This window comes from Nocardioides xinjiangensis, from assembly GCF_017916455.1.
GTDB lineage: Bacteria > Actinomycetota > Actinomycetes > Propionibacteriales > Nocardioidaceae > Nocardioides > Nocardioides xinjiangensis.
This window is the reverse complement of sequence record NZ_JAFMSY010000003.1, coordinates 62,651-83,297: the sequence shown is the minus strand read 5'-3', so window position 1 is coordinate 83,297 and position 20,647 is coordinate 62,651. Positions and strand designations below refer to the sequence as shown.

At 73.2% G+C, this 20,647-nt stretch carries 19 protein-coding genes and 1 tRNA gene; 7 read left to right on the top strand and 13 right to left on the bottom strand.

Going from position 1 to position 20,647, the window contains the following annotated elements; translation table 11 throughout:
- Positions 1–26 precede the first annotated feature (26 nt).
- From J3P38_RS13850 to J3P38_RS13840, 3 genes are all read left to right on the top strand, one after another.
- Entirely contained in the window at positions 27–368 is a 342-nt protein-coding gene (locus J3P38_RS13850; protein WP_210440352.1) for a DUF2200 domain-containing protein, read from the top strand.
- 104 nt (positions 369–472) lie between these two features.
- Entirely contained in the window at positions 473–1,282 is an 810-nt protein-coding gene (locus J3P38_RS13845; protein WP_210504087.1) for an alpha/beta fold hydrolase, read from the top strand.
- Positions 1,279–2,361, top strand: a complete 1,083-nt coding sequence (locus J3P38_RS13840; RefSeq protein WP_210440350.1) for a spore photoproduct lyase family protein — start codon at positions 1,279–1,281, stop codon at positions 2,359–2,361. The genes J3P38_RS13845 and J3P38_RS13840 overlap by 4 nt, the downstream gene beginning before the upstream one ends.
- A 43-nt stretch (positions 2,362–2,404) precedes the next feature.
- Here J3P38_RS13840 and J3P38_RS13835 read toward each other — a convergent pair whose 3' ends face one another.
- Complete coding sequence (locus J3P38_RS13835) at positions 2,405–3,310, bottom strand: helix-turn-helix domain-containing protein (protein WP_210504086.1); 906 nt, start codon at positions 3,308–3,310, stop codon at positions 2,405–2,407.
- Positions 3,311–3,369: 59 nt separating this feature from the next.
- Positions 3,370–4,092, bottom strand: a complete 723-nt coding sequence (locus J3P38_RS13830) for a winged helix-turn-helix transcriptional regulator (RefSeq protein WP_210504085.1) — start codon at positions 4,090–4,092, stop codon at positions 3,370–3,372.
- A gap of 134 nt (positions 4,093–4,226) precedes the next feature.
- Between J3P38_RS13830 and J3P38_RS13825 the strand changes: the two genes are divergently transcribed.
- Positions 4,227–5,087 (top strand): class I SAM-dependent methyltransferase, encoded by an 861-nt coding sequence (locus tag J3P38_RS13825; protein WP_210504084.1) that lies wholly within the window; start codon positions 4,227–4,229, stop codon positions 5,085–5,087.
- A 36-nt stretch (positions 5,088–5,123) separates the two neighbouring features.
- On the opposite strand, the gene J3P38_RS13820 is transcribed toward J3P38_RS13825, so the two are convergent.
- Both J3P38_RS13820 and J3P38_RS13815 read right to left on the bottom strand, forming a co-directional pair.
- Positions 5,124–5,645, bottom strand: a complete 522-nt coding sequence (locus J3P38_RS13820) for a hypothetical protein (protein ID WP_210504083.1) — start codon at positions 5,643–5,645, stop codon at positions 5,124–5,126.
- Complete coding sequence (locus J3P38_RS13815) at positions 5,642–8,110, bottom strand: molybdopterin oxidoreductase family protein (RefSeq protein ID WP_210504082.1); 2,469 nt, start codon at positions 8,108–8,110, stop codon at positions 5,642–5,644. Before J3P38_RS13815 ends, J3P38_RS13820 begins: the two co-directional genes overlap by 4 nt.
- A 178-nt stretch (positions 8,111–8,288) precedes the next feature.
- On the opposite strand from J3P38_RS13815, the gene J3P38_RS13810 reads away from it, so the two are divergent.
- On the top strand, positions 8,289–10,064 hold the full coding sequence (locus J3P38_RS13810; RefSeq protein WP_210504081.1) for a thiamine pyrophosphate-requiring protein: 1,776 nt from the start codon (positions 8,289–8,291) through the stop codon (positions 10,062–10,064).
- A 58-nt stretch (positions 10,065–10,122) separates the two neighbouring features.
- On the opposite strand, the gene J3P38_RS13805 is transcribed toward J3P38_RS13810, so the two are convergent.
- From J3P38_RS13805 to J3P38_RS13780, 6 genes are all read right to left on the bottom strand, one after another.
- A tRNA-Met gene (locus J3P38_RS13805) sits at positions 10,123–10,199 on the bottom strand.
- Positions 10,200–10,392: 193 nt separating this feature from the next.
- On the bottom strand, positions 10,393–13,395 hold the full coding sequence (locus J3P38_RS13800; RefSeq protein WP_210504080.1) for a UPF0182 family membrane protein: 3,003 nt from the start codon (positions 13,393–13,395) through the stop codon (positions 10,393–10,395).
- Positions 13,396–13,407: 12 nt separating this feature from the next.
- On the bottom strand, positions 13,408–14,019 hold the full coding sequence (locus tag J3P38_RS13795; protein WP_210440342.1) for a PPA1309 family protein: 612 nt from the start codon (positions 14,017–14,019) through the stop codon (positions 13,408–13,410).
- Entirely contained in the window at positions 14,019–15,068 is a 1,050-nt protein-coding gene (locus J3P38_RS13790) for a YlbL family protein (protein ID WP_210504079.1), read from the bottom strand. Before J3P38_RS13790 ends, J3P38_RS13795 begins: the two co-directional genes overlap by 1 nt.
- A gap of 79 nt (positions 15,069–15,147) precedes the next feature.
- Positions 15,148–15,405: a hypothetical protein gene (locus J3P38_RS13785; protein ID WP_307807918.1), complete on the bottom strand. Its 258-nt coding sequence runs from the start codon at positions 15,403–15,405 to the stop codon at positions 15,148–15,150.
- A gap of 42 nt (positions 15,406–15,447) precedes the next feature.
- Positions 15,448–15,873 carry a molybdenum cofactor biosynthesis protein MoaE gene (locus tag J3P38_RS13780; protein WP_210440340.1) on the bottom strand — a complete coding sequence of 142 codons (426 nt, stop codon included), beginning with the start codon at positions 15,871–15,873 and terminating at the stop codon, positions 15,448–15,450.
- 62 nt (positions 15,874–15,935) lie between these two features.
- On the opposite strand from J3P38_RS13780, the gene J3P38_RS13775 reads away from it, so the two are divergent.
- Both J3P38_RS13775 and J3P38_RS13770 read left to right on the top strand, forming a co-directional pair.
- The gene (locus J3P38_RS13775) at positions 15,936–17,255 is read left to right on the top strand and encodes a zinc-dependent metalloprotease (RefSeq protein ID WP_210504078.1); all 1,320 of its coding nucleotides are present in this window, start codon (positions 15,936–15,938) and stop codon (positions 17,253–17,255) included.
- Positions 17,252–17,875, top strand: a complete 624-nt coding sequence (locus J3P38_RS13770; protein WP_210504077.1) for an NUDIX hydrolase — start codon at positions 17,252–17,254, stop codon at positions 17,873–17,875. The genes J3P38_RS13775 and J3P38_RS13770 overlap by 4 nt, the downstream gene beginning before the upstream one ends.
- On the opposite strand, the gene J3P38_RS13765 is transcribed toward J3P38_RS13770, so the two are convergent.
- From J3P38_RS13765 to J3P38_RS13755, 3 genes are all read right to left on the bottom strand, one after another.
- The gene (locus J3P38_RS13765) at positions 17,800–18,363 is read right to left on the bottom strand and encodes a M48 metallopeptidase family protein (protein WP_210504076.1); all 564 of its coding nucleotides are present in this window, start codon (positions 18,361–18,363) and stop codon (positions 17,800–17,802) included. The genes J3P38_RS13770 and J3P38_RS13765 overlap by 76 nt on opposite strands.
- A gap of 50 nt (positions 18,364–18,413) precedes the next feature.
- Entirely contained in the window at positions 18,414–19,466 is a 1,053-nt protein-coding gene (locus J3P38_RS13760) for a PHP domain-containing protein (protein WP_307807917.1), read from the bottom strand.
- 298 nt (positions 19,467–19,764) lie between these two features.
- Complete coding sequence (locus tag J3P38_RS13755) at positions 19,765–20,571, bottom strand: enoyl-CoA hydratase/isomerase family protein (protein WP_210440336.1); 807 nt, start codon at positions 20,569–20,571, stop codon at positions 19,765–19,767.
- Between the last annotated feature and the right edge of the window lie 76 nt (positions 20,572–20,647).

Genomic DNA, 20,647 nt, shown 5'->3' with positions numbered 1-20,647 from the left:
CGGTCCCGGCACCTATCCTCGAAGGCATGCACCGGATCTTCACCACGAGCGTGGCCTCGGTCTATCCCCACTACGTGGCGAAGGCGGAGCGGAAGGGGCGCAGCCGGAGCGAGGTCGACGAGGTCATCGCGTGGCTGACCGGGTTCGACGCGGAGACGCTGCAGGCCCACCTCGCGGCGGGCACCACCTTCGAGGACTTCTTCGCGCAGGCCACGCTCAACCCGCGTGCCGAGCAGATCACCGGCTCGGTCTGCGGGGTGAAGGTGCAGGAGGTCGACGACCCGCTCATGCGGCGGATCCGCTACCTCGACAAGCTGGTCGACGAGCTGGCCAAGGGTCGGCCGATGGAGAAGGTGCTGCGACGCTGAACGGCTGGACGGACGCCACCGGGGTACCGGGCGGCATGGACGCGGCAGACGACCACCCTCCCGGGCCGGCCCCCGGCCCAGGCCGCCGCTGGCGGCAGCGCACCGTGCACGCGGACGGGGTGGACCTCGCGGTGCACGAGACCGGCGACCCCGACGCGCCCCCGGTGGTGCTGGTGCACGGCTATCCCGACACGCACCGGCTCTGGCTCCCGGTGGCGAGGCGCCTCGCCGAGGACCTGCGCGTCGTGGTCTACGACACGCGCGGACAGGGGCTCTCCCTCACCGATGCTCCGGACACGTCGTTCGCGCTGCCCCGCCTGGCCGCGGACCTGATGGCCGTCCTCGACGAGGTGTCCCCCGACCGCCCCGCCCACGTGGTCGGCCACGACTGGGGCTCGGTTCAGGCGTGGGAGGCCGTCTGCGAGCCCGGCGCCGAGCGCCGGGTGGCGTCCTTCACCTCGATCAGCGGCCCGAACCTCGACCATGTCGCCGACTGGGTGCGCCGGACGCTGCGCCACCCGAGTCCCGGTGGCCTCGCGGGCGTGGTCGGCCAGGCCGTCTCCTCGTCCTACGTGCCGTTCCTCGTCTCCTCCCTCGCCCCGCCCGTCCTCCGGGTCGCCGGCGGGCGCGACATGGTGTCCGGCCTGCGCTACTACCGGGGGAACCTCGGCGGCGCGGCGCGGCGCCCCCGCGAGCGGCGGACGTCGGTGCCGGTGCTGCAGCTCGCGCTCACGCGCGACCCGTTCATCCGCGAGGGGTCCCTCACGGCCAGCGACCCGTGGTGCGAGAACCTCCGCCGCCGCCACCTGGCCGCGGGGCACTGGGCTCCTCGGACCCACCCCGAGGCGGTCGCCGACGAGGTGCGTGCCCACGTCGTCGACGTCGAGGGCCGGCTCGGAGGTCCGCCGTCGTGAGCCGGGTCCCCACCGCGCTGGCCGACCGCCTCCTCGACGTCCGCCGCATCTACCACGAGCGCGACATCGAGCGCTTCGCCCGCGCCCGCGAGGTGCTCGACCGGTTCCCCGACGCCGAGCGCATCGAGGTGCTGTCGCACCAGGCGATCCCCGGCCTCTACGGCAACGCCGGCGCCGTGGAGGACTGGGTGCGCAACAAGCAGGAGGTGCTGGTCCTGGGCGAGAAGAAGTCCCTCAGCGCCCGGCGCAACGAGCGCTCGAGCGACTGGATCGCGCCGTCGACCGCCAACGGCTGTGCCATGGCGTGCTCCTACTGCTACGTCCCGCGTCGCAAGGGCTTCGCGAACCCCATCACCGTGTTCGCCAACATCGAGGCGGTGCTGGGATACCTCGAGCGCCACGCGGGGCGGCAGGGCGTAAAGCCGGAGCCCAACCAGTGCGACCCGGTGGACTGGGTCTACGACATCGGCGAGAACAGCGACTGCTCGGCCGACGCGCTGGTCTCCGACAACGTGCGCGACCTGGTCGACCTGTTCGCCCGGCTGCCCAACGCCAAGGCCAGCTTCGCGACCAAGCTGGTCAACCGCGACCTGCTGACCTGGGACCCGCGCGGCGGGACCCGCGTGCGGTTCAGCCTCATGCCCGAGGGCACGTCGCGGCTGGTCGACGTCCGCACCTCCAAGATCGCCGACCGCATCGCCGCGATGGACGACTTCGTCGAGGCGGGCTACGAGGTCCACGTCAACCTCAGCCCGGTCATCGTCCACGAGACCTGGCTGGAGGAGTGGTCCGAGCTGCTCGAGCAGGTCGCCGACGGCACCAGCCCCCGCACCCGGGCACAGCTGGCCGCGGAGGTCATCTTCCTGACGCACAACGAGGACCTGCACGAGGTGAACCTCGGCTGGCACCCCCGCGGCGAGGAGCTGCTGTGGCGGCCCGACCTGCAGCAGCCCAAGCGCAGCCAGAGCGGCCAGGTCAACGTGCGCTACCGCACCGGCTGGAAGGGGCGCTGGGTGAAGCAGCTCACCGACCTCCTCGCCGACAAGCTGCCGGAGTGCCGGGTGCGCTACGCGTTCTGAGGACTGGTCCTCAACCTCCTGAGGGCGAGGCCCGGTCCGGTCCTCACTCCTCGCCGCGCTGGCGGCGCAGCCAGGTGATCGGGTCGCCGTCGTCGACCACAACGCCGTGCCGCAGCAGGAGGTGCCGCGCGAGCTGCCGGCGGGCCGCGGAGTAGGTCACCACGTGGGCGAGGACGCTGGCCATCACGAAGCTCTCCGGCGGGTCGCAGAGGGCGTCGACGAGCCGGTCCTCCCAGGCGCCGCGCGCGTCGAGGTCCCGCACCGTCGCGAGCCACCTCGGCGCCACCTCGTCGTGGCGCGACAGCAGGGTCGCCGGGTCGCGCCCGGCCGCGGGCGGGAGGTCGGCGCCCTCGATCGCGGCGAGCCAGATCTCCTTCGTCGCGACCTGGTGCTCCAGCAGCTGCGCCAGCGACTCGTCCGGGCCGTCGAAGCCGAGGACCTGCATCCCCGGGAGCAGCGGTGCCTCGTAGGCGTCCGCCGGCACGCCCTTGGCGAGGTCGAGGAGGGTCCGCGTGTCGTCGAGGTCGTGGCGGACGAGGTGCTCGGTGATGGGGTTCACGCGCTGCTCCGTGGACTGCACCCACAGCGACATGGGTGGGTGGAAGTGGATGCCGTTGGGGGCCGGGAGCCAGTGCCCGGACGCCGGCGTGCTGGGCGGGTGCCCGAAGGCCCTGCTGTACGCGCGAGCGAAGCCCTCCACCGACTCGTAGCCGGCCTCGAACGCCGCGTCGGTGACGCTCGACCCTCCGGCGATCCGCCAGGCGGCCCGCTCCAGCATGACGCGCCGGCGCATCGCGACGGGCGGCTCGCCCGCGTCGCGGCGCAGGCGCCGGTTGAAGTGGAACGGCGAGGCGTACGCGCCGCCGGCCATGTCGGCGAGGGTCGCGTGGTCCTCGTCCAGCACGGCGTCGAGGAGCTCGCGGAGGCGGTCGCGTCCCGACTCGGTCATGGCCCCAGTCTGCGGGACCGGACGAGTGGTCCGCCCGACCGGAATTGCCCTGTGCGCCGTCAGGGCGCCGGCTGCCTGGGCTCCGGCGCGGCATCCCCGGGAGGCAGGCCCAGGCGCTCCCGCACCGCCGGCGCGAACGGGCTCCAGGCGCACCAGCGCGGGAAGTCACGGACCAGCCGCGGCGGACCGGTCAGCGTGAGCGCGCCCTGGGCCAGGGCCTCGGGGTAGGTGACGATGCCGGAGAACACCCGCATCAGGTCCACGGGCGCCACCACGACGACCAGGTCGGTCTCGAAGCCCGGCGGGTCCGTGCAGACGGAGGTCTCGCGACGCTCGATGACCATCCAGATCCGGGTCGGGGCGTCGCCCGCGTAGTCGAACTGCACGACCGTGCGCCGGTCGGGCAGCGCGGCGACGTCGAGGCGCCGCGACATCCACCAGGTCAGGGTGACCGGGTCGACCTCGCGCGGCTCGGGCTCGCTGAACATCCAGCGGACCGCCCACTCGCCGACGGCCATGATGACCTTCTCGAGGTCACGGCCCGCAGGGGTCAGGTGGTACTCGTGACCGGTCGGCGTGGCGACCCGGTCGACGACGCCCTTGCGCTGCAGGTGCTCGAGGCGCTGCTTGAGCAAGGTGCGCGAGATGCCCGGCAGACCGCGGTCGATCTCGTTGAACCTCTTCCCGCCCAGGACCAGCTCACGGACGATCAGCGGCGTCCAGCGCTCCGCGATGACGGCACTCGCCAGCGCGACCGGACAGTACTGCCCGTAGTCCTTCACCCCATCAGTGTCCGCCCGTCCCGACGGCGAGTCCAGAAACTGTTCCGCCCCGGTCCAGAAGTCGTACTGGAGGGCGGTGCGGCAGGCGGGAGAACGTGGTCGCACAGCCCAGCCACCCAGCACAGGAGGATCCCATGACCACCACGTTCGACCCCGTCGCCTTCAAGGCCACCACGCGCACCCAGTGGGAGCAGGCCGCCGACGCCTGGCACCGGTGGGGACCGGCCATCGAGGACTGGCTGGGCGCCGCGACCCGGCAGATGCTCGACGACGTACGGCTCCGCCCGGGATCGGCCGTGCTCGACGTGGCCGCCGGGGCGGGCGGACAGTCCCTGGCCGCGGCCCGTCGGGTCGGTCCGTCAGGACGCGTCCTCGCGACCGACATCTCACCGGCGATCCTCGAGCACGCCGCCGCCGTCGCCGCCGCGGAGGGACTCACCCAGGTCGTCACCCTGGAGGCGGACGGCGAGGACCTCGCCGGGGTCGCGGACCGGTCCTTCGACGCCGCGATCTCCCGCGTCGGCCTGATCTACTTCCCGGACCAGCACCGCGCGCTCAGCGAGATCCACCGCGTGCTGCGCCCCGGTGGGCGGCTCTCGGCCGTCGTCTACTCGACCCCAGATCGCAACGGGTTCTTCTCGCTCCCGGTCGGCATCATCCGGCGGATCGCCGACCTGCCGGCGCCGCAGCCCGGCCTGCCCGGGCCGTTCAGCCTCGCCGCGCCCGGGGTCGCCGAGGCGGCGTACGCCGCCGCCGGCTTCGAGGACGTCACCGTGACCGCGGTGCCGTCCCCGGTCCGGATGGCCAGCGCCCGCGAGTGCGTGCGGTTCGAGCACGAGTCCTTCGGCGCGCTGCACCAGATGCTCTCCGCGGTGACCCAGGCGGACCGTGACGCCGCGTGGCGGGAGATCGAGGAGGCGCTCGAGCAGTTCGAGGGGCCCGACGGCTTCGTCGGCCCGTGCGAGATGCTGGTGGTCAGCGGGACACGACCCTGACGCCGTGGCCGGGCGCCCGCCGCGACGACGGGACCGTCAGCCCGTGACCATGACCTGGGCCGCCGTCTCCTTGACCTTGGCGTCGGCCCAGCGCATCTGCCTCAGGGTCTGGGGGTGCGCGTCCTGGCAGAGCCCCAGCAGCTCGCGGTCCTGCATCGCCTGCGCGGTCTGCGCCAGCACCTCCCAGTCCAGGGAGACACCCGCCGCCTCGCGGTGGATGTGCCGGAGGTCCGCGAGCAGGAGGAGCGACGGCTCGTGGAGCCGGCCGACCGCCTCGGCGGCCTTCTGCCTCAGCCGGGCCAGCAGCGCCGACTCGTCCTCCGGCTCCGGGTCCAGCTCGACGCCGTAGTCAGACCCGACGCGCGCCAGGTCGCGGGCGTGCTGCTGGGACCACCGTGCGATGTCGCGCGCGACGTGGAAGACCTCCTGGTCGGTGCGCTGCCTGTCGCTGAGGTGGAGCAGCGCGCCGGCCAGGTCGTTCTCGGCCCGGTGCAGCTCCTCGATGGCGGCACCGACCTTGTTCCCATGGAGGCTGCGGAGGCTCCGGACCACGCTCATGGCCGGGCCCCCGTCCCGCCGGAGTCCTCGTGGACGAGGGCGGTGGCGATCCCCCGTGTTGCAGGGACGCCGGCGTCGACCGGGCGCGACCCCGTGGTCGTCGGCGCCGATGAGGGCGTGCCGTCGGTGGCCCGCACCCGGGTGGCGGCGGCCGCGGCCGTCTTGAAGATCGGCTGCTTCGACGCCGGGTCCCAGTCGGTGGGGGTGAGCTCGTTGGCCGCACGTCCGACCGTGCCGGGCTCGTGCCCCGCCTCGGTGTCCCAGTAGCCGTAGTGGAACGGCAGGAACAGCACGCCGCGACGGATCCCGCTCACCCGCAGCCGGGCGGTGACCTCTCCTCGGGGGGTCGTGATGCGCAGCAGGTCACCCTCGCTCCAGCCGTGCCGCTCGGCATCCGCGGCCGAGGCCTCGACCCACACCTCGGGAGCCGCGGCCCGGAGCTCGGGTGCGCGCCCGGTCTTGGTGCGGGTGTGGAAGTGGTACAGCGTCCGGCCGGTGATGAGCTGGAAGGGGTGCTCCTCGGTCGGCAGCTCGTGGGGCGGCAGGTACTCGCCCGCCTTGATCACCGCCTTGCCGTCGGGATTGAGGGCGCGGTACTCCACGGGCGACACCGGGGAGCCGGTGACGAGGTCCCGGCCGTAGCTCTCGCAGTAGTCGGGCCGGGACCAGAACCGCCCGCCGGCGTAGAGCCGCTCCGTGCCGTCGGGGTGCTCGTCGGTGCAAGGCCACTGGATCCCGCTGCCGCCGCGCAGCCTGTCGTAGGTGATCCCGGTGTAGTCGCACGGTCGGCCGCGGCTGCACTCCTTCCACGCCTCGAAGGCCTCCTCGGGCGTGGACCACTTCACCAGCGGCGCCCCGTCCTTGTCGCGCAGGTCGAGGCGGCTCGCGTAGTCGAGCAGGATGTCGAGGTCCGACCGGGCCTGCCCCGGCGGGTCGACGGCCCGCTCCGAGAGGTGCACCGTCCGGTCGGCATTGGTGAAGGTGCCCGTCTTCTCCCCCCAGGTCGCCGCGGGCAGCACGACGTCCGCGAGCCGGGCGGTCTCGGTCAGGAACAGGTCCTGCACCACGAGGAAGAGCCGGTCCTGCGACAGGATCGACCGCATCCGCCGCAGCTCCGGCATGGACACGACCGGGTTGGTGGCGGTGACGTAGAGGAAGCGGATCGACCCGTCCTCGACGTACCGCATCATCTGCATCGCGTGCGTAGGGGCGGTGTAGTGCGGGATCCGCATCGGGTCGATGTTCCAGATGCGGGCGAGGTCCTCCACGTGGGCGTCGTTCGACCAGTTGCGGAACGCCGGCAGGTCCCCGTCGGCGCCGCACTCGCGGGTGTTCTCCGCGGTCGGCTGACCGTTCATCTGCAGGACGCCGCAGCCCGGCCGGCCGAGCATGCCGCGGACGATGTGCACGTTGTTGACCTGCACGGCGGCGGCGGTGGCCTGGTGCGACTGGTAGAACCCCTGGAGCACGCTCGAGACGAGGCGCTCGGCCGTCCCGATGAGCCGGGCCGCCTCCCGGAGGTCGCCGGCGGGGACGTCGCACACCTCGGCGGCGCGCTCGATCGTGCAGTCGTCGACCATCTTCCGCAGCTCGGGAAACCCGACGGCGTGCGCGTCGACGTACGCGTGGTCGACCCAGTCGTTGACGAGGAGCTCACGCAGGAGCGCGTTCATCAGCATCACGTTGGTGCCCGGACGTGGCGCGAGGTGCACGGTCGCGTGCCGCGCCACGGGTGTCCGGCGCGGGTCGACGCACACGATGCGGGGAGGGTTCGGTCCCGCCAGGCGGTCGAGGACCCGGGTCCAGAGGACCGTCTGGGTCTCGGCCATGTTGTGGCCGTAGAGGCAGATCGTGTCGGCGTGGTCGAGGTCGGCGTAGGACCCGGGCTGCCCGTCGCAGCCGAACGACTCCTTCAGGGCCGCCGCCGCAGTGGCCGTGCACAGCCGCGTGTTGCCGTCGACGTGGTTGGTCCCGATCCCGCCGTGCGCGATGAGCCCGAGGGTGTAGTACTCCTCGATGAACAGCTGCCCGGTCGTGTAGAACCCGATCGAGCTCGGGCCGCGCTCCTCGAGCAGCTCGCGGGTCCGCCCGGCGACCGCCCCCATGGCGGTGTCCCAGTCCGTCTCGACCAGCCGTCCGTCCCGGCGGACCAGCGGTCGCGTCAGCCGGTCGGGCGAGCCGTTGGCCTGCCACCCGTAGAGGTCCTTCGGGTCCAGCCGGCCGCGGTTGACCCGGTCGACCGCGCGACCGCGGACGCCGACGATCCGGTCGTCCTTCACCGCGATGTCGATGCCGTCGCCGTTGGAGTGCAGGATCGACGCCGACTGCACCCACCGGTCCACGTCCTCGGGCGCGATCCCGTCCGCGAGGTGGGTGTCCACCCGGACGGGCCAGTCCTCGCCCGGGCCGTACGGCGTCCGGCTGCCCCACGGCTCGGCCACCCGGTCCACGCGTCGTACGACCACGAACGACGGGTACCCGCGGCCCCGACGACGATGCGTCCCGCGACCGGCGCGACGCTGCCGTCACGTCCGCAGTGCACGCATCCCCTCCCCCGCCCTGGGCACTGGGAGGCCCCTGACCGACGGGCCGAGGAGGCAGACGTGCGTGGCTGGACCGAGCTCACCTCCGGACGGGCCTGACGTGGCCGGGCAACGACTCGTCGCCGACCTCGTCGTCGACCGGCTCCGTGACTGGGGCGTGCACCGGCTCTTCGGCTACTCCGGCGACGGCATCAACGGGTTCATGGGGGCGCTGCGCCGGGCGGGTGGCGACCCTGAGTTCGTCCAGGCGCGGCACGAGGAGAACGCCGCGCTCATGGCCGTCGGCCACGCGAAGTACACCGGCGGGATCGGCGTGGTCACGAGCACGCAGGGACCGGGGGCCGTGCACCTGCTCAACGGGCTCTACGACGCCAAGCTCGACCACCAGCCCGTCGTCGCGATCGTCGGGCAGCAGCCCACGACCGCCCTCGGGGCGGAGTACCAGCAGGAGATCGACCTGACCAGCGTCTTCAAGGACGTCGCCGCGCAGTACGTCCAGGCGGTGCTGGCCCCGGAGCAGGCCCAGATGGTGCTCGACCGTGCCTTCCGCACCGCGCTCGCCACCCGGTCGCCGTGCGTGGTGATCCTTCCCCACGACGTCCAGGTGGCCCCGGCGCCCGACGCCCTGCCGCACGAGCACGGCGTCGTGCCCACGTCCGTCCAGTGGCGCCCACCCCGGGTCGTGCCGCACGACGTGGACCTCGCCGCCGCCGCCGAGGTGCTCGACGCCGGCGAGCGGGTCGCCCTGCTCGTCGGCCAGGGCGCCCGCGGCGCGGGCGGGCAGGTGCGCGCGGTGGCCGAGCGCCTCGGCGCCGGCGTCACCACCAGCCTGCTCGGCAAGCCCTTCTGGGACGAGACCCTGCCCACGAGCTGCGGCGTGATGGGCCACCTCGGCACCACCGCCTCCGGCTGGCTGCTCGACCAGTGCGACACCCTGCTGATCGTCGGCAGCAACGACCCGTGGACGGAGTTCTACCCCGCTCCCGGGCAGGCCCGCGCGGTCCAGGTCGACATCGACGGCCGCCACCTCGGCAACCGCTACCCGGTGGAGGTCGGGCTGGTCGGTGACGCCGCCGAGACCCTGGAGGCGCTGCTGCCGCGCCTCCGCCAGCGGGACGGGTGGCGGGCGGACGTCGAGGACCGGGTCCGGGAGTGGCACGACCTCGCCGAGCGGAGGGCCGGCGCCGCCGCCCGCCCGCTCAGCCCCGAGCGCGTCGTGCGGGCGCTCTCCCCCCGCCTTCCCGCCGACGCGCAGGTCAGCGTCGACGTCGGCTCGGTGGTCTACTGGTACGCCCGGCACCTCACCCTGCCGCCCGGCGTGCCGGCTCACCTGTCCTCGACGCTGGCGTCCATGGGCTCGGGACTGCCCTACGGGCTCGCCGCCAAGCTGCACGCCCCCGACCGGCCGCTGGTGGCGCTCGTCGGCGACGGCGCCATGCAGATGAACGGCATCTCCGAGCTCGTCACGGTGGCGCACCGCTGGCGCGAGTGGGCCGACCCGCGGTTCGTCGTGCTCGTCCTGCACAACCAGGAGCTGGCCGAGGTGACCTGGGAGCAGCGCGAGACCGAGGGCGACCCTCGCTTCGCCGCCAGCCAGGCGCTCCCCGACTTCCCCTACGCGGCGTACGCCGACCTGCTGGGCCTGACCGGCATCCGCGTCGACTCGCCCGACGGGGTGGACGCCGCATGGGACCGCGCCCTGTCCGCCGACCGGCCCGTCGTGCTCGAGGCGGTCGTCGACCCCGACGTCCCGCTGCTCCCGCCCTTCCCCGCCGGGCGGGAGAAGCTCGACAGCTTCCGGCGCGGGCTCGACCAGGAGGAGGACGGCGGCCACGCCCGCGAGCTGCTCGACGAGCAGGCCCGGCAGGAGGAGTGAGGCGCCGGCTGAGCGGGAAACAGATCGAGGCCAGACGAATGTCTGGCCTCGATCCGATTGGTAGCGGGGGCAGGATTTGAACCTGCGACCTCTGGGTTATGAGCCCAGCGAGCTACCGAGCTGCTCCACCCCGCGTCGGTGAACAGAACATTACAGGGGCGCCGCGGCGGACCCCAAATCGGGGTCCCATGGCGCTGCTCACACCGCGACCGCGGCGCGTCGGACAGGACGAAGCTGCCGCCCCGGCGACGGCGTACGCGGGAACGGCCCGTCGGACAGGGCTTCGTCCTGTTCGACGGGCCGTCCGACGGGCCTCCGACCGATCGGCTCAGCCGGCGAGCCGGACGGCCTCCTCGATGAGGTCGCGCCCCTCCTCCATCAGCCGGGCCCACCTGACGGTGTCGCCGCGCTGCTGCGCCGCGTCCGCCTGGTTGAACTTCTCCTCGGCCTGCACGAGCAGCTGGCGGATCTGCGCCTGCGTGCCCTCGGGCGCCGGGGTCGGCTCCTCGCCGGGCTCGTCCGTCGGGGAGGCCGACGGCGGCTCGGTCGGCTCCTCGCCCTCCTCGCCCTCGGGGTCCTCCGGCGTGGCCGGGACGCCGTCGAGGGAGTCCTCGATCGCGTCACGCAGGGTCTCGCCGATGCCGACGCGGCCCTGGTAGGAGACCAGCACGAAGCGCAGGATCGGGTAGGCCGACTCGTCGTCGCGGCGCGTGTAGAGCGGCTGGACGTACATGAAGCTGTCGCCGATCGGCAGCGTGAGCAGGTTGCCGAACACCGGTGTGGCGTCACCCTGGGTGAAGCTCAGCAGCTCCTGCCGGACGGTCTCGTCGGTGCTGAGCGCCGCGGCGATCAGGCGCGGGCCGTCCGTGCGGGTGTCGGGCAGCTCGAGGACGGAGATCTTGCCGTAGTCCTCGGTGTCCGTGGCGTCGCTGTTGACGCTCATGAACGCCGCCAGGTTGTCCCGCTCGCGCGGCACGTAGACCGAGGTCAGCGACCACGTCGACTCGCCGTCGGTCTCCGAGAACAGCCGGTACGGCGGCTGGAGCCGCGTCGCCGCCTGCGGGTCCTTCGGCACCTCCCACCGGGTCGAGCCTTCGTACCAGTCGGCCGCCGAGGTCTCGTGGTAGCGCTGGTACTGGTAGCGCTGGGCCTTGAACAGGTCCTCGGGGTAGCGCAGGTGCGACAGCAGCTCGTCGGGGATCTCCTCGCGCTCCTCGAGCACGCCGGGGAACACCTCGTCCCACGCCCGCAGGATCGGGTCGCTGTCGTCCCAGGCGTAGAGGGTGACGGTGCCGTCGTAGGCGTCGACGGTCGCCTTGACCGAGTTGCGCATGTAGTTGATCTCGTCGGTGGGCAGCGTCTGGAAGCCGCTGTCCTGCTGGAGGGAGTCGTCGGTCATCGTCTCCAGCGACTCACGCTGCGACAGCGGGTACTTGTCGGTGACGGTGTAGCCGTCGAGCACCCACTTGATCCCGCCGTCGACCACCACCGGGTAGGGGTCGGAGTCGACGGTGAGCCACGGCGCGACCTTCTCGACCATGGTGCGGGGGTTGCGGTCGTAGAGCACCTTGGAGTTCTCGTGGACGCGGCCGGACAGGATGAAGTTCGGCTCGCCGAACTTCACGGCGTAGAGCAGCTTGTTGAACAGGCTGCCCACGGGCACGCCGCCCTGGCCGTCGTACGTCGTCTCGGTGCCGGACTCCTCGGCCTCCGAGCTGCTCGTCCCGCGCGGGAGGTCGAGCTCGATGTCCTCGCCGCCGTCGGGCTTGCCCACGATGCTGTAGGACGGGCTCTGCTCGCCGTAGTAGACCCGGCCCTCGAAGTCGTCGCCGTACTCGCGGCTCAGCGCGTCCTCGTCGGCCTGCTGGCCCTCCGCCCACTGGATGCTGAGCGACTGGCTGGAGTCGTCCTCGGGGCGCTGGTTGGCGTACGCCGCGATCACGCCGTTGCCGTGGGTGTAGACCGTGTGCAGGTTGGACCAGTCGCGGTCGCCCTCGGCGATGCCGTTCTGGTAGAGCTCGCGCACGCCCAGCACGACGGCGCGGTCGGTCTCGCCGATGTCGTAGCGGTCCACGTCGAGGACGTTGCTCACCGAGTAGTAGCCGCGCACCTGCTGCTGCTGCTCGAAGACCTCGCTCACGACCTTCGGGTCGACCAGCGGCACGTTGGAGGTCGCCGCGTCGAGCTCGTCGAGGCGGCCGTCGGCCGGGCCGGGCGAACCGCCCACCGGCCTGGTCTCCACGGCGTCGAGCGCGTAGGCCTCGCGGGTCGCGTCGATGTTCTCCTTGATGTAGGGGCCTTCGCGGTCCGGCACGTTGGGGTTGACCCGGATGGCCTGGACCAGCGTCGGCACGATCAGCCCGAGGATGATCGCCGACAGCGCGAACAGGGCCACCCCGACCGACGGCAGCAGCCACGTGCGCCGCCAGATGTTGGCAAGGAAGAGCAGGGCGCAGACGAGGGCGATGCCGGCGAGGATCTCCTTGGCCGGCAGCACGGCCTTGTCGTCGGTGTAGCCCATGCCGGTGAAGATCGAGCCGGAGCTCGTCACGAGGTCGAACCGGTCGAGCCAGTAGTCGACGGCCTTCGCGATCACGAACATCGCCAGCAGCGACGACACCTGGATCTGCGCGGCGCTGGTCAGGCGCTCACCCGGGCGCGCGGAGAGACGGATGCCGCCGAAGAGGTAGTTCATCAGGATCGAGGCGATCAGGCCCACGACCGCCAGCGCCATGACGTAGTCGACGACGTAGTGCCAGAACGGCAGCTCGAAGACGTAGAACCCCACGTCCTTCTCGAAGTAGGGGTCGGTCGTGCCGAACTCCTGCCCGTGCCGCCACAGCGAGTAGCTGCGCCACTGCCCCGACGCGGAGGCGCCGGCGAACAGGCCCATCACCACCGACGCGCCGGCGACCACCCAGGCCATCCGGGGGGCGAGGAGCTGGCGGTAGCGGTCCATCCCGTCGTCGGGGACGCCCGGCATGCCCGGCCACAGCACCGGACGGAAGCGGTAGGCCATCGACATCGCGAGCGCGACGGTCGCCGCCATCAGCCCGGCGAAGACCAGGAACAGCCCGACCCGGGTGAGCAGCAGCGTGCTGAAGACCTCGCTGTAGCCCACCGACCCGAACCACAGCCGCTCGGTCCAGAACGACGCGAACCCGCTCAGCAGCATGAAGGCGAGGATCAGGACGATCGCGGTGATGACGAGCGCGCCGGGGCGGCGCGACGACGTCACGGTACGGGGGCCGCCCGGACCTGCGGGTCCACCGGGCCGCTGCGGGCCGTCGGGGCCCTGGGGGCCGCTGGGTCGGTCGAAGGGATTGCTCATGCCGGCGCCTGCTCAGGGATTCTCGTGGGGGTCGGACGGGGTGTCGGAGGGGGTGTCGTGCAGCGTCGCGTGGAGGAGCGCGAGCAGGCCGGGGACCAGCTCGGTGCCGTTGACCACCGACTGCTCGTCGTCGTGGGCCCGCAGCCGCAGGGCGCAGTACGACGCCCCGGCGCGCGTGACGCCGGCGACCATCCGGACCTCCTGGCGGTCGGGGTGCTCGCGGGCGAAGACCTCGGCGGCCGCGGGGTCCTCGGGAATCTCCTCGTCGGTGCCGGGCGGGAGCACGAGCCGCTCGATCACGGCCGCGCACCCGGCGACGCTGTCGGGCCAGGCGATGGTGGGCAGCGCGTCCTCGAGCGCCTGGCCGGGGGGCAGGCCCTCCTGCTCGATCGGGGTGAAGGACCCGTCGTCGCCCGGGCCGTCGATCGACATGGCCGCGGCGAGTGCGGGCTCCTGCGCCACGAGCTCGGCGGTGTCGACGAGGGCGTAGAGCCGCGCCGGCTGGTCCCAGCCGTCCTGCGCGACGTGGGCCTCGATCTCCAGCACGGCTGCCGCCAGTGCGGGATCCTCGGGCAGCGCGTCGGGCGCGGCCGGGTCGGGGATGGAGTCGCTGGGGTCCGTCATCAGGCGGTGTCCTCACAGGTCGGGAGGTCGGTGTCGGGGTCTGCGACCCAGTCGGCCAGGGTCTCGAGGGTGCCGTGCAGGGTCGTGGCCCGGGCCAGCCGCATGCTCCCGGTGTCCACTCCCCCGATGCTGTTGCAGTTGTCGGCGGGCACGAGGAAGAGCTCGGCGCCCTCGTCGCGCGCCGCCGCGATCTTCTGCTGGATGCCCCCGACGGGTCCGACGTCGCCGGCGGGGGTGATGGTGCCGGTGCCGGCGACGTGGGCTCCGTCGGTCAGCGAACCGGGCGTGAGGGTGTCGTAGATCGCCATCGACATCATCAGCCCGGCGCTCGGCCCACCGATGTTGTCGGCGATGTCGACGCTCACGCGGAACGGGAAGTCGTAGCCCGGCCCCGGCGTGATGCCGACGCGGAGGTCGCCGTCGACCTCCTCGGGGACGAGGTCCACGCTCACCTCCTCGTCGCCGCGACGCACGAGGAAGGTGATGGGCTCACCGGCCCTCGCGCCGTCGACCGCGTCGACGACGTCCTGGGCGTCGTCGACGGCGGTCCCGTCGACCTCGAGCAGCACGTCGCGCACCTCCAGCTCGCCGTCCGCGGGCAGCCCCGGGGTCACGTCGAGCACCTCGACGATCGGGTCGACCTCCTCGCCGAGCTCGGTCAGCGCAGCCGCCACCGCCGTGTCCTGCGAGGACACCATGGCGACCTCGGACAGGCGGTCGCTGGACTCGTCGGTCTCGTCGGGGGCGTAGACCGAGGACCGCGGCCACACCGCCGCGTCGGGGTCGAAGTAGGCGCGCAGCAGCTCGGGGAGGGTCACGTCCTCCTGCGGCGTGCTGACGTAGACGGTCGTCATCCGCAGCTCGCCCTCGTCGTGGTACGCGCGGTGCCCGGTGACCCGCACGGTCTCCCCGCCGTCGTCCTCGCCGAGGATGTCGACCGTCGGTCCGGGGTAGTAGGTGACGTAGGGCAGCGGCACGAAGGCGGCCGTGCCCCACAGCACGGCCAGCAGGCAGAGCGCGAGAAGCCCCGCCCTGGTCCGCTGACTCATGGGCGCAACTCTCTCAAACGGCCGCAACCGGCCGGCAGGCAGCCGACCGGCGGTCGACCGACGGCCGGTGCGCGGCGGGTCAGGAGGCGCGCCGGGTCGTGCCGTCCCGGCCGGCGCCGTGGCTGGGACGCACCGCGATGCCGGTGCTGCGGTCACGCACGGGCGGGGACGTACGCCGGGTGCCGGCGGGCAGCTCCTTGGCCAGGGCCCTGCCGAGCCGCTCGACGGCGACGTCGCGGTCCACCTCGCCGTGCCCGTCGCGCCCGACCCACGACACCCAGGCCATCGCCGCGACCGTCACCACGACGGACGGCACCAGCCACAGCAGGATTTCCACGCCCCGAGCCTAGGAGGCGGCGCGCCTCGGAGCGCGCAGGCGCTACGGCGTGCCGACCCACTCCTCGGTCCGGTCGTCGAAGACCTGGTGCTTCCAGATCGGCACCTCGGCCTTGAGCGTGTCGATCAGGGCACGCGACGCCGCGAAGGCGTCGCCGCGGTGGGCGGCCGTCGTCGCGACCACGACCGCGAGGTCGCCGATGCGCAGCGGTCCGACGCGGTGCACCGCCGCCACGCCTCGTACGTCGTGCTCCTCCGCCACGCGTCGGCACACGTCCCGCAAACGCGCGAGCGCGGTCGGGTGCGCCGAGTAGTCGAGCGCGGTCACGCCCTTGCCGCCGTCGTGGTCGCGGACCTGCCCGATGAACAGCGTGAGCCCGCCGGCGCCGTCGTCGCCCAGTGCGTCGACGACCTCGGTGACGTCGAGCGGGGTGTCGCGGATGTCGACGAGGCGCAGGGGGTCGGTCACGCCTCCGAGTGTAGGACCGAGCGGGGATGCCGGGGCTGGGCGCGGTGGGTACCGTTGCGGGCATGAGTGACACCCCCGGAGGCCCGGGATCGTCCGGTCGGGATCCCGACGACAACCCGTTCAAGGGCACGCCGTTCGAGCAGATCTTCTCGCAGATGGGCGGGTTCGCCGGCGGCATGCCCGACCTCAACGCACTGATGGCGCAGATGCAGTCGCTGTTCGCCCCGAACGACGGTCCCGTCAACTGGGAGACCGTGACCAACCTCGCCCGCCGCGCCGCCGCGCAGGAGCCCGACCCGACGGTCACCACCGCCCAGTCCGCCGCCGTCGCCGACGCCGTGCGCCTCGCCGACCACTGGCTCGACACGACGACCGAGTTCCCGTCCGGCGTCACCACCACCGCGGCCTGGTCGCGCGCCGAGTGGATCGTGGAGACCGTCCCGGTGTGGAAGGTCCTCGTCGAGCCGATCGCCGGCTCCGCCACGCAGGCCCTCGGCCAGGCCATGCCCGAGGAGATGCGGCAGCTCGCCGGGCCGTTGATGGCGATGCTGGGCAAGGCCAGCGGCGCCATGGTGGCCTCGCAGGTCGGCAGCGGCCTTGGGGCGCTCGCCGGCGACGTGCTGAGCGCCTCCGACATCGGCCTGCCGCTGGGCCCGATCGGCCGGGCCGCGCTCCTGCCGACCAACGTCGCCGCCTTCGCGGCCGAGCTCCCCGACGTCACCGCGGACGACGTGCTCCTCTACCTCGCGCTGCGCGAGGCGGCGCACCAGCGCCTCTTCGCGGGTGTGCCGTGGCTGCGCGACCACCTCATCGGCGCGGTCGCCGAGTACGGCGCCGGCATGGACTTCGACACCTCCGGCATGGAGACCAAGCTGCGGGAGGTCGACCTGAGCGATCCGACCGCGATGCAGGACGCGCTGGCCGGCGGGCTGTTCGACCCCGAGCCCTCCCCGGCGCAGAAGGCCGCCCTGGAGAAGCTCGAGGTCACCCTCGCCCTCGTGGAGGGCTGGGTCGACGAGGTCGTCGGCCAGGCCACCGCGGAGCGGATGCCCGCGGCCGCCAAGCTGCAGGAGACCGTACGCCGCCGCCGCGCCGCGGGCGGACCGGCCGAGCAGACCTTCGCGACCCTCGTCGGGCTGGAGCTGCGGCCCCGCCGGCTGCGCGACGCCTCCACGCTCTGGGGCTCGCTGCGCACCCGTCAGGGCACCGAGGCGCGCGACGGCGTGTGGATGTCGCCGCACCTCCTGCCCACCGCCGCCGACCTCGACGACCCGCTGGGGTTCCGCGAGGACTCCGTCGCCCCGGGCGAGCTGTCCGAGGACGAGTTCGACGCCGGCCTGCGCGAGCTCCTCGACGGCGGCGACCCGCGACCCGGCGAGTGAGCCCGGCCCTGCACGCCAGCGCCGTCGCGACGCTGACGGCGTGGGCACCGCCCTCCCCCGAGCAGGCTGCCCTGCGCGAGCGCTACCTCGCCCACCTGGCCGCCCACGACGACGGGCTCGCCAAGGCGTGCTTCCCCGACCACCTCACCGCGGGCGCGATCGTGGTCTCCCGCGGCGCCGACGCGGTGCTGCTCAACCACCACCGCAAGGCCGACGCCTGGCTGGCCTTCGGCGGCCACCTCGAGCCCGGTGACGCCTCCCTCGCCGCCGGCGCCCGTCGCGAGCTGGTGGAGGAGTCCGGACTCGTCTCGTTCGACCTCGACCCCGAGCCGTTGTCGCTCGACGAGCACACGGTCGAGTTCTGCTCCGAGCGCGGTACCGTCCACCACCTCGACGTCCGGTTCCTCGCCGTCGCAGCGCCCACAGCCGCCCACGCCACGAGCGCGGAGTCGCTCGACGTGCGCTGGTGGCCGGCGGACGCGCTGCCGCCGACCTTCGACGACATGTACGTCCTCGTCGACGCCGCGCTGGCTCGGGTGCGCGGTCAGTCCCCCGGCTCGCCGGGCTCGCCAGGTTCGACACCGCCCGGTGGCGGCTCGAGGCGCGCCGCCGCGGAGTAGCCCTCCAGGTAGCCCTTCGCCTTCTCAGCCCGCGGGTAGCGGTCGACCCAGGCCCAGAACGCCGGCGTGTGACCGGGCTCGAGCAGGTGCGCCAGCTCGTGCACGAGGACGTAGTCGACGACCCACCCCGGCACCTGCTGGAGGCGGTCGCTGAGCCGGATGGTGCGGTCGCCGGGCGTGCACGAGCCCCAGCGCGCGTTCTGGTTGGTCACCCAGCGCACCGAGGCCGGCACGGCGAGGCCGCCGAAGTAGAGGTCGTTCAGCTTGGCCGCCCGCGCCACCAGGTCGTCGTCGGAGCGCAGCCGGCGCTTCTCCTGCCGCTCGATGCGGGCCACCATGTCGGCGACCCAGGTCGCCTCGTCGCGCTTGCTCATCGTGGCCGGGATCAGCACGACGATGCGGTCGCCGTCGCGGTAGGCGGACACCGTGCGCCGGCGGCGGCGCGAGCGGCGCACCTCCACCTCGGGCGTACGGGTCCGGGTGCTCATGGGCCGAACCTAGCCGCCCCCGCCCACGCACGGGTGGCGAAACGCGCGGGTCACAGTCGCGCCGATGCCCACTCCAGCAGCCGGTCGCGCTCCCAGGTGGTCACGATCCGGTCGGGCTCGATGCCCACCTCGGCGGCCCGGGCGGCACCGTAGTCGAGCATGTCGAGCTGGCCCGGCGCGTGCGCGTCGCTGTCGATCGAGAACAGGCACCCGAGGTCGCGGGCCAGCTCGAGGAGCTCCGTCGGGGGGTCCCGGCGCTCGGGCCGGCTGTTGATCTCCACCGCGACGCCCTCCTCGGCGCAGGCGGTGAACACGGCCCGCGCGTCGAACTGGCTCTGCGGACGGACGCCCCGGCTGCCGGTCACCAGGCGGCCGGTGCAGTGGCCGAGCACGTTGGTGTGCGGGTTGCGGACCGCCGCGACCATGCGCCGGGTCATCTGGGGTGCGTCCATCCGGAGCTTGGAGTGCACCGAGGCCACCCGCACGTCGAGCCGTCGCAGCATGTCGGGCGTCTGGTCGAGCGAGCCGTCGTCGAGGATGTCGACCTCGATCCCCTTGAGGAGCGTGAAGCTGCCGCCCAGGTGCTCGTTGACCGCCTCCACCACGGCCAGCTGGCGGGTGAGCCGCTCGGCGCTGAGGCCGTTGGCCACCCGCAACCGCGGGCTGTGGTCGGTCAGCACGAGGTAGTCGTGCCCGAGCTCCATGGCGGTCATCGCCATCTCCTCCAGCGGCGAGCCCCCGTCGGACCAGTCCGAGTGCGAGTGCAGGTCCCCCCGCAGCCGGGCACGGAGCTCCTCACCGCCGTGGGCCAGCGGGCCGGCCGTGGCCTCCAGCCTGACCAGCCGCTCGGGGACGACGCCGTTGCAGGCGTCGGTGATCACGGCGGCGGTGCTCGGTCCGATGCCGGCCAGCTCGGTGAGCGTGCCCTCCGCGGCGCGCCGGCGTACCTCGTCCTCGGGAAGCGGCAGGATCGTGCGGGCGGCCTTGCGGAACGCCTCGATCCGGCGGGTCTCCTCGCGCTGGCGCTCCATGAGGAACGCGATGCGCCGCAGCGTGGCGACGGGTCCGCGTGCGGGCTGGACGTCGCCGCCGTCTTCGCTCACGTTCTTCTCCTCCACAGGGCCTGCGGTGCCGAAGCCGCTGGTCACCGGCACAGTACGGCGCGGGGCCGGCGATGTCGCCCACAGGGTCCTCCCCACGGCCGACCGCGTCCTCCACGGCCCCCGGGATGCCGTCCCCACAGCATCCACAGGTCTGTCCACAGGGGTGGACACTGATGTGTTGACCGCCCGCGGGCACGGCCCTAGCGTTGCGCAGCAGACGGGCCCCGCGGTCCCTCGACGCCGGCAGGGGAAGGCAGGCGTGGTCGGCTGCGGGGCCCTTCTTCCGCGCCGCGGCGGATCAGCGGCCGCGGAAGCGCGGCGGGCGCTTCTCCCTCGCCGCCCGGATGCCCTCCTGCAGGTCGGCGGTCGCGAGCGTGACCGGCTGGGCGAGCGCCTCCCACTGCAGGGCGGACTCGAGGTCGGCGTGCCCGCCGCCGGCGAGGGCCACCTTGGTCAGCCGCGCCGCGATCGGGGCGGTCGCGGCGACGTCGGACGCCGTCGCGAGCACCTTCTCGAGGAACGACCCGGCTCCGAGCACCCGGGAGACCAGCCCGAGCCGCAGCGCCTCGTCGGCGTCGACCACCCGGCCGGTGAGCAGCAGATCGCGCGCGTGCGCCGGCCCGACGACGTCGGGCAGCAGGTAGGTGCCCGCCATGCCGGCGTGCATCCCCAGCCTGGTGAACGGCACGCCGAGCCGCGCCCCCTCGGCGGCGTAGCGGATGTCGCAGGCCAGCGCCAGGCACAGGCCGGCGCCGATCGCGGGCCCGTTGACCGCGGCGATCGTGGGCACCTCCAGCCGGCGGAGCGAGAGCCAGGCGCGGTAGAACGGCAGCATCCGCGAGCGGAGGTGGTCGACCCCGGCGTCGGGCTCGCTGGCGATCCAGGAGGTGTCCCCGCCGGAGCAGAAGGCGCTGCCCTCGCCGGTGACGACGACCGCGCGGACCGACCGGTCGGCGGCGAGCGCGTCGACGGCGGCGACCCAGGAGGAGGTCATCTCCTCGCTCATCGCGTTGCGCATGTCGGGGTTGTCGAGCGTGAGCAGGGCGACCCCCTCGGAGGGCCGCTCGAGGCGCAGGTGGACGAGGTCCGGCGGGGTCTCTGGCATGCGCCGAGGGTACTGATGGCGCTGAGCGTAGGAGCAGGCGGATTCACGCTCAGCGCGTGTGGTGCGTGAGCGTGCG

Coding starts and splice junctions, on each gene's coding strand:
- J3P38_RS13795 (WP_210440342.1), bottom strand. CDS start 14,019: ATGACGGACCCCAGCGACTCCATCCCCGACCCGGCCGCGCCCGACGCG.
- J3P38_RS13790 (WP_210504079.1), bottom strand. CDS start 15,068: ATGAGTCAGCGGACCAGGGCGGGGCTTCTCGCGCTCTGCCTGCTGGCC.
- J3P38_RS13755 (WP_210440336.1), bottom strand. CDS start 20,571: ATGCCAGAGACCCCGCCGGACCTCGTCCACCTGCGCCTCGAGCGGCCC.
- J3P38_RS13820 (WP_210504083.1), bottom strand. CDS start 5,645: ATGAGCGTGGTCCGGAGCCTCCGCAGCCTCCATGGGAACAAGGTCGGT.
- J3P38_RS13765 (WP_210504076.1), bottom strand. CDS start 18,363: ATGAGCACCCGGACCCGTACGCCCGAGGTGGAGGTGCGCCGCTCGCGC.
- J3P38_RS13850 (WP_210440352.1), top strand. CDS start 27: ATGCACCGGATCTTCACCACGAGCGTGGCCTCGGTCTATCCCCACTAC.
- J3P38_RS13800 (WP_210504080.1), bottom strand. CDS start 13,395: ATGAGCAATCCCTTCGACCGACCCAGCGGCCCCCAGGGCCCCGACGGC.
- J3P38_RS13835 (WP_210504086.1), bottom strand. CDS start 3,310: ATGACCGAGTCGGGACGCGACCGCCTCCGCGAGCTCCTCGACGCCGTG.
- J3P38_RS13775 (WP_210504078.1), top strand. CDS start 15,936: ATGAGTGACACCCCCGGAGGCCCGGGATCGTCCGGTCGGGATCCCGAC.
- J3P38_RS13825 (WP_210504084.1), top strand. CDS start 4,227: ATGACCACCACGTTCGACCCCGTCGCCTTCAAGGCCACCACGCGCACC.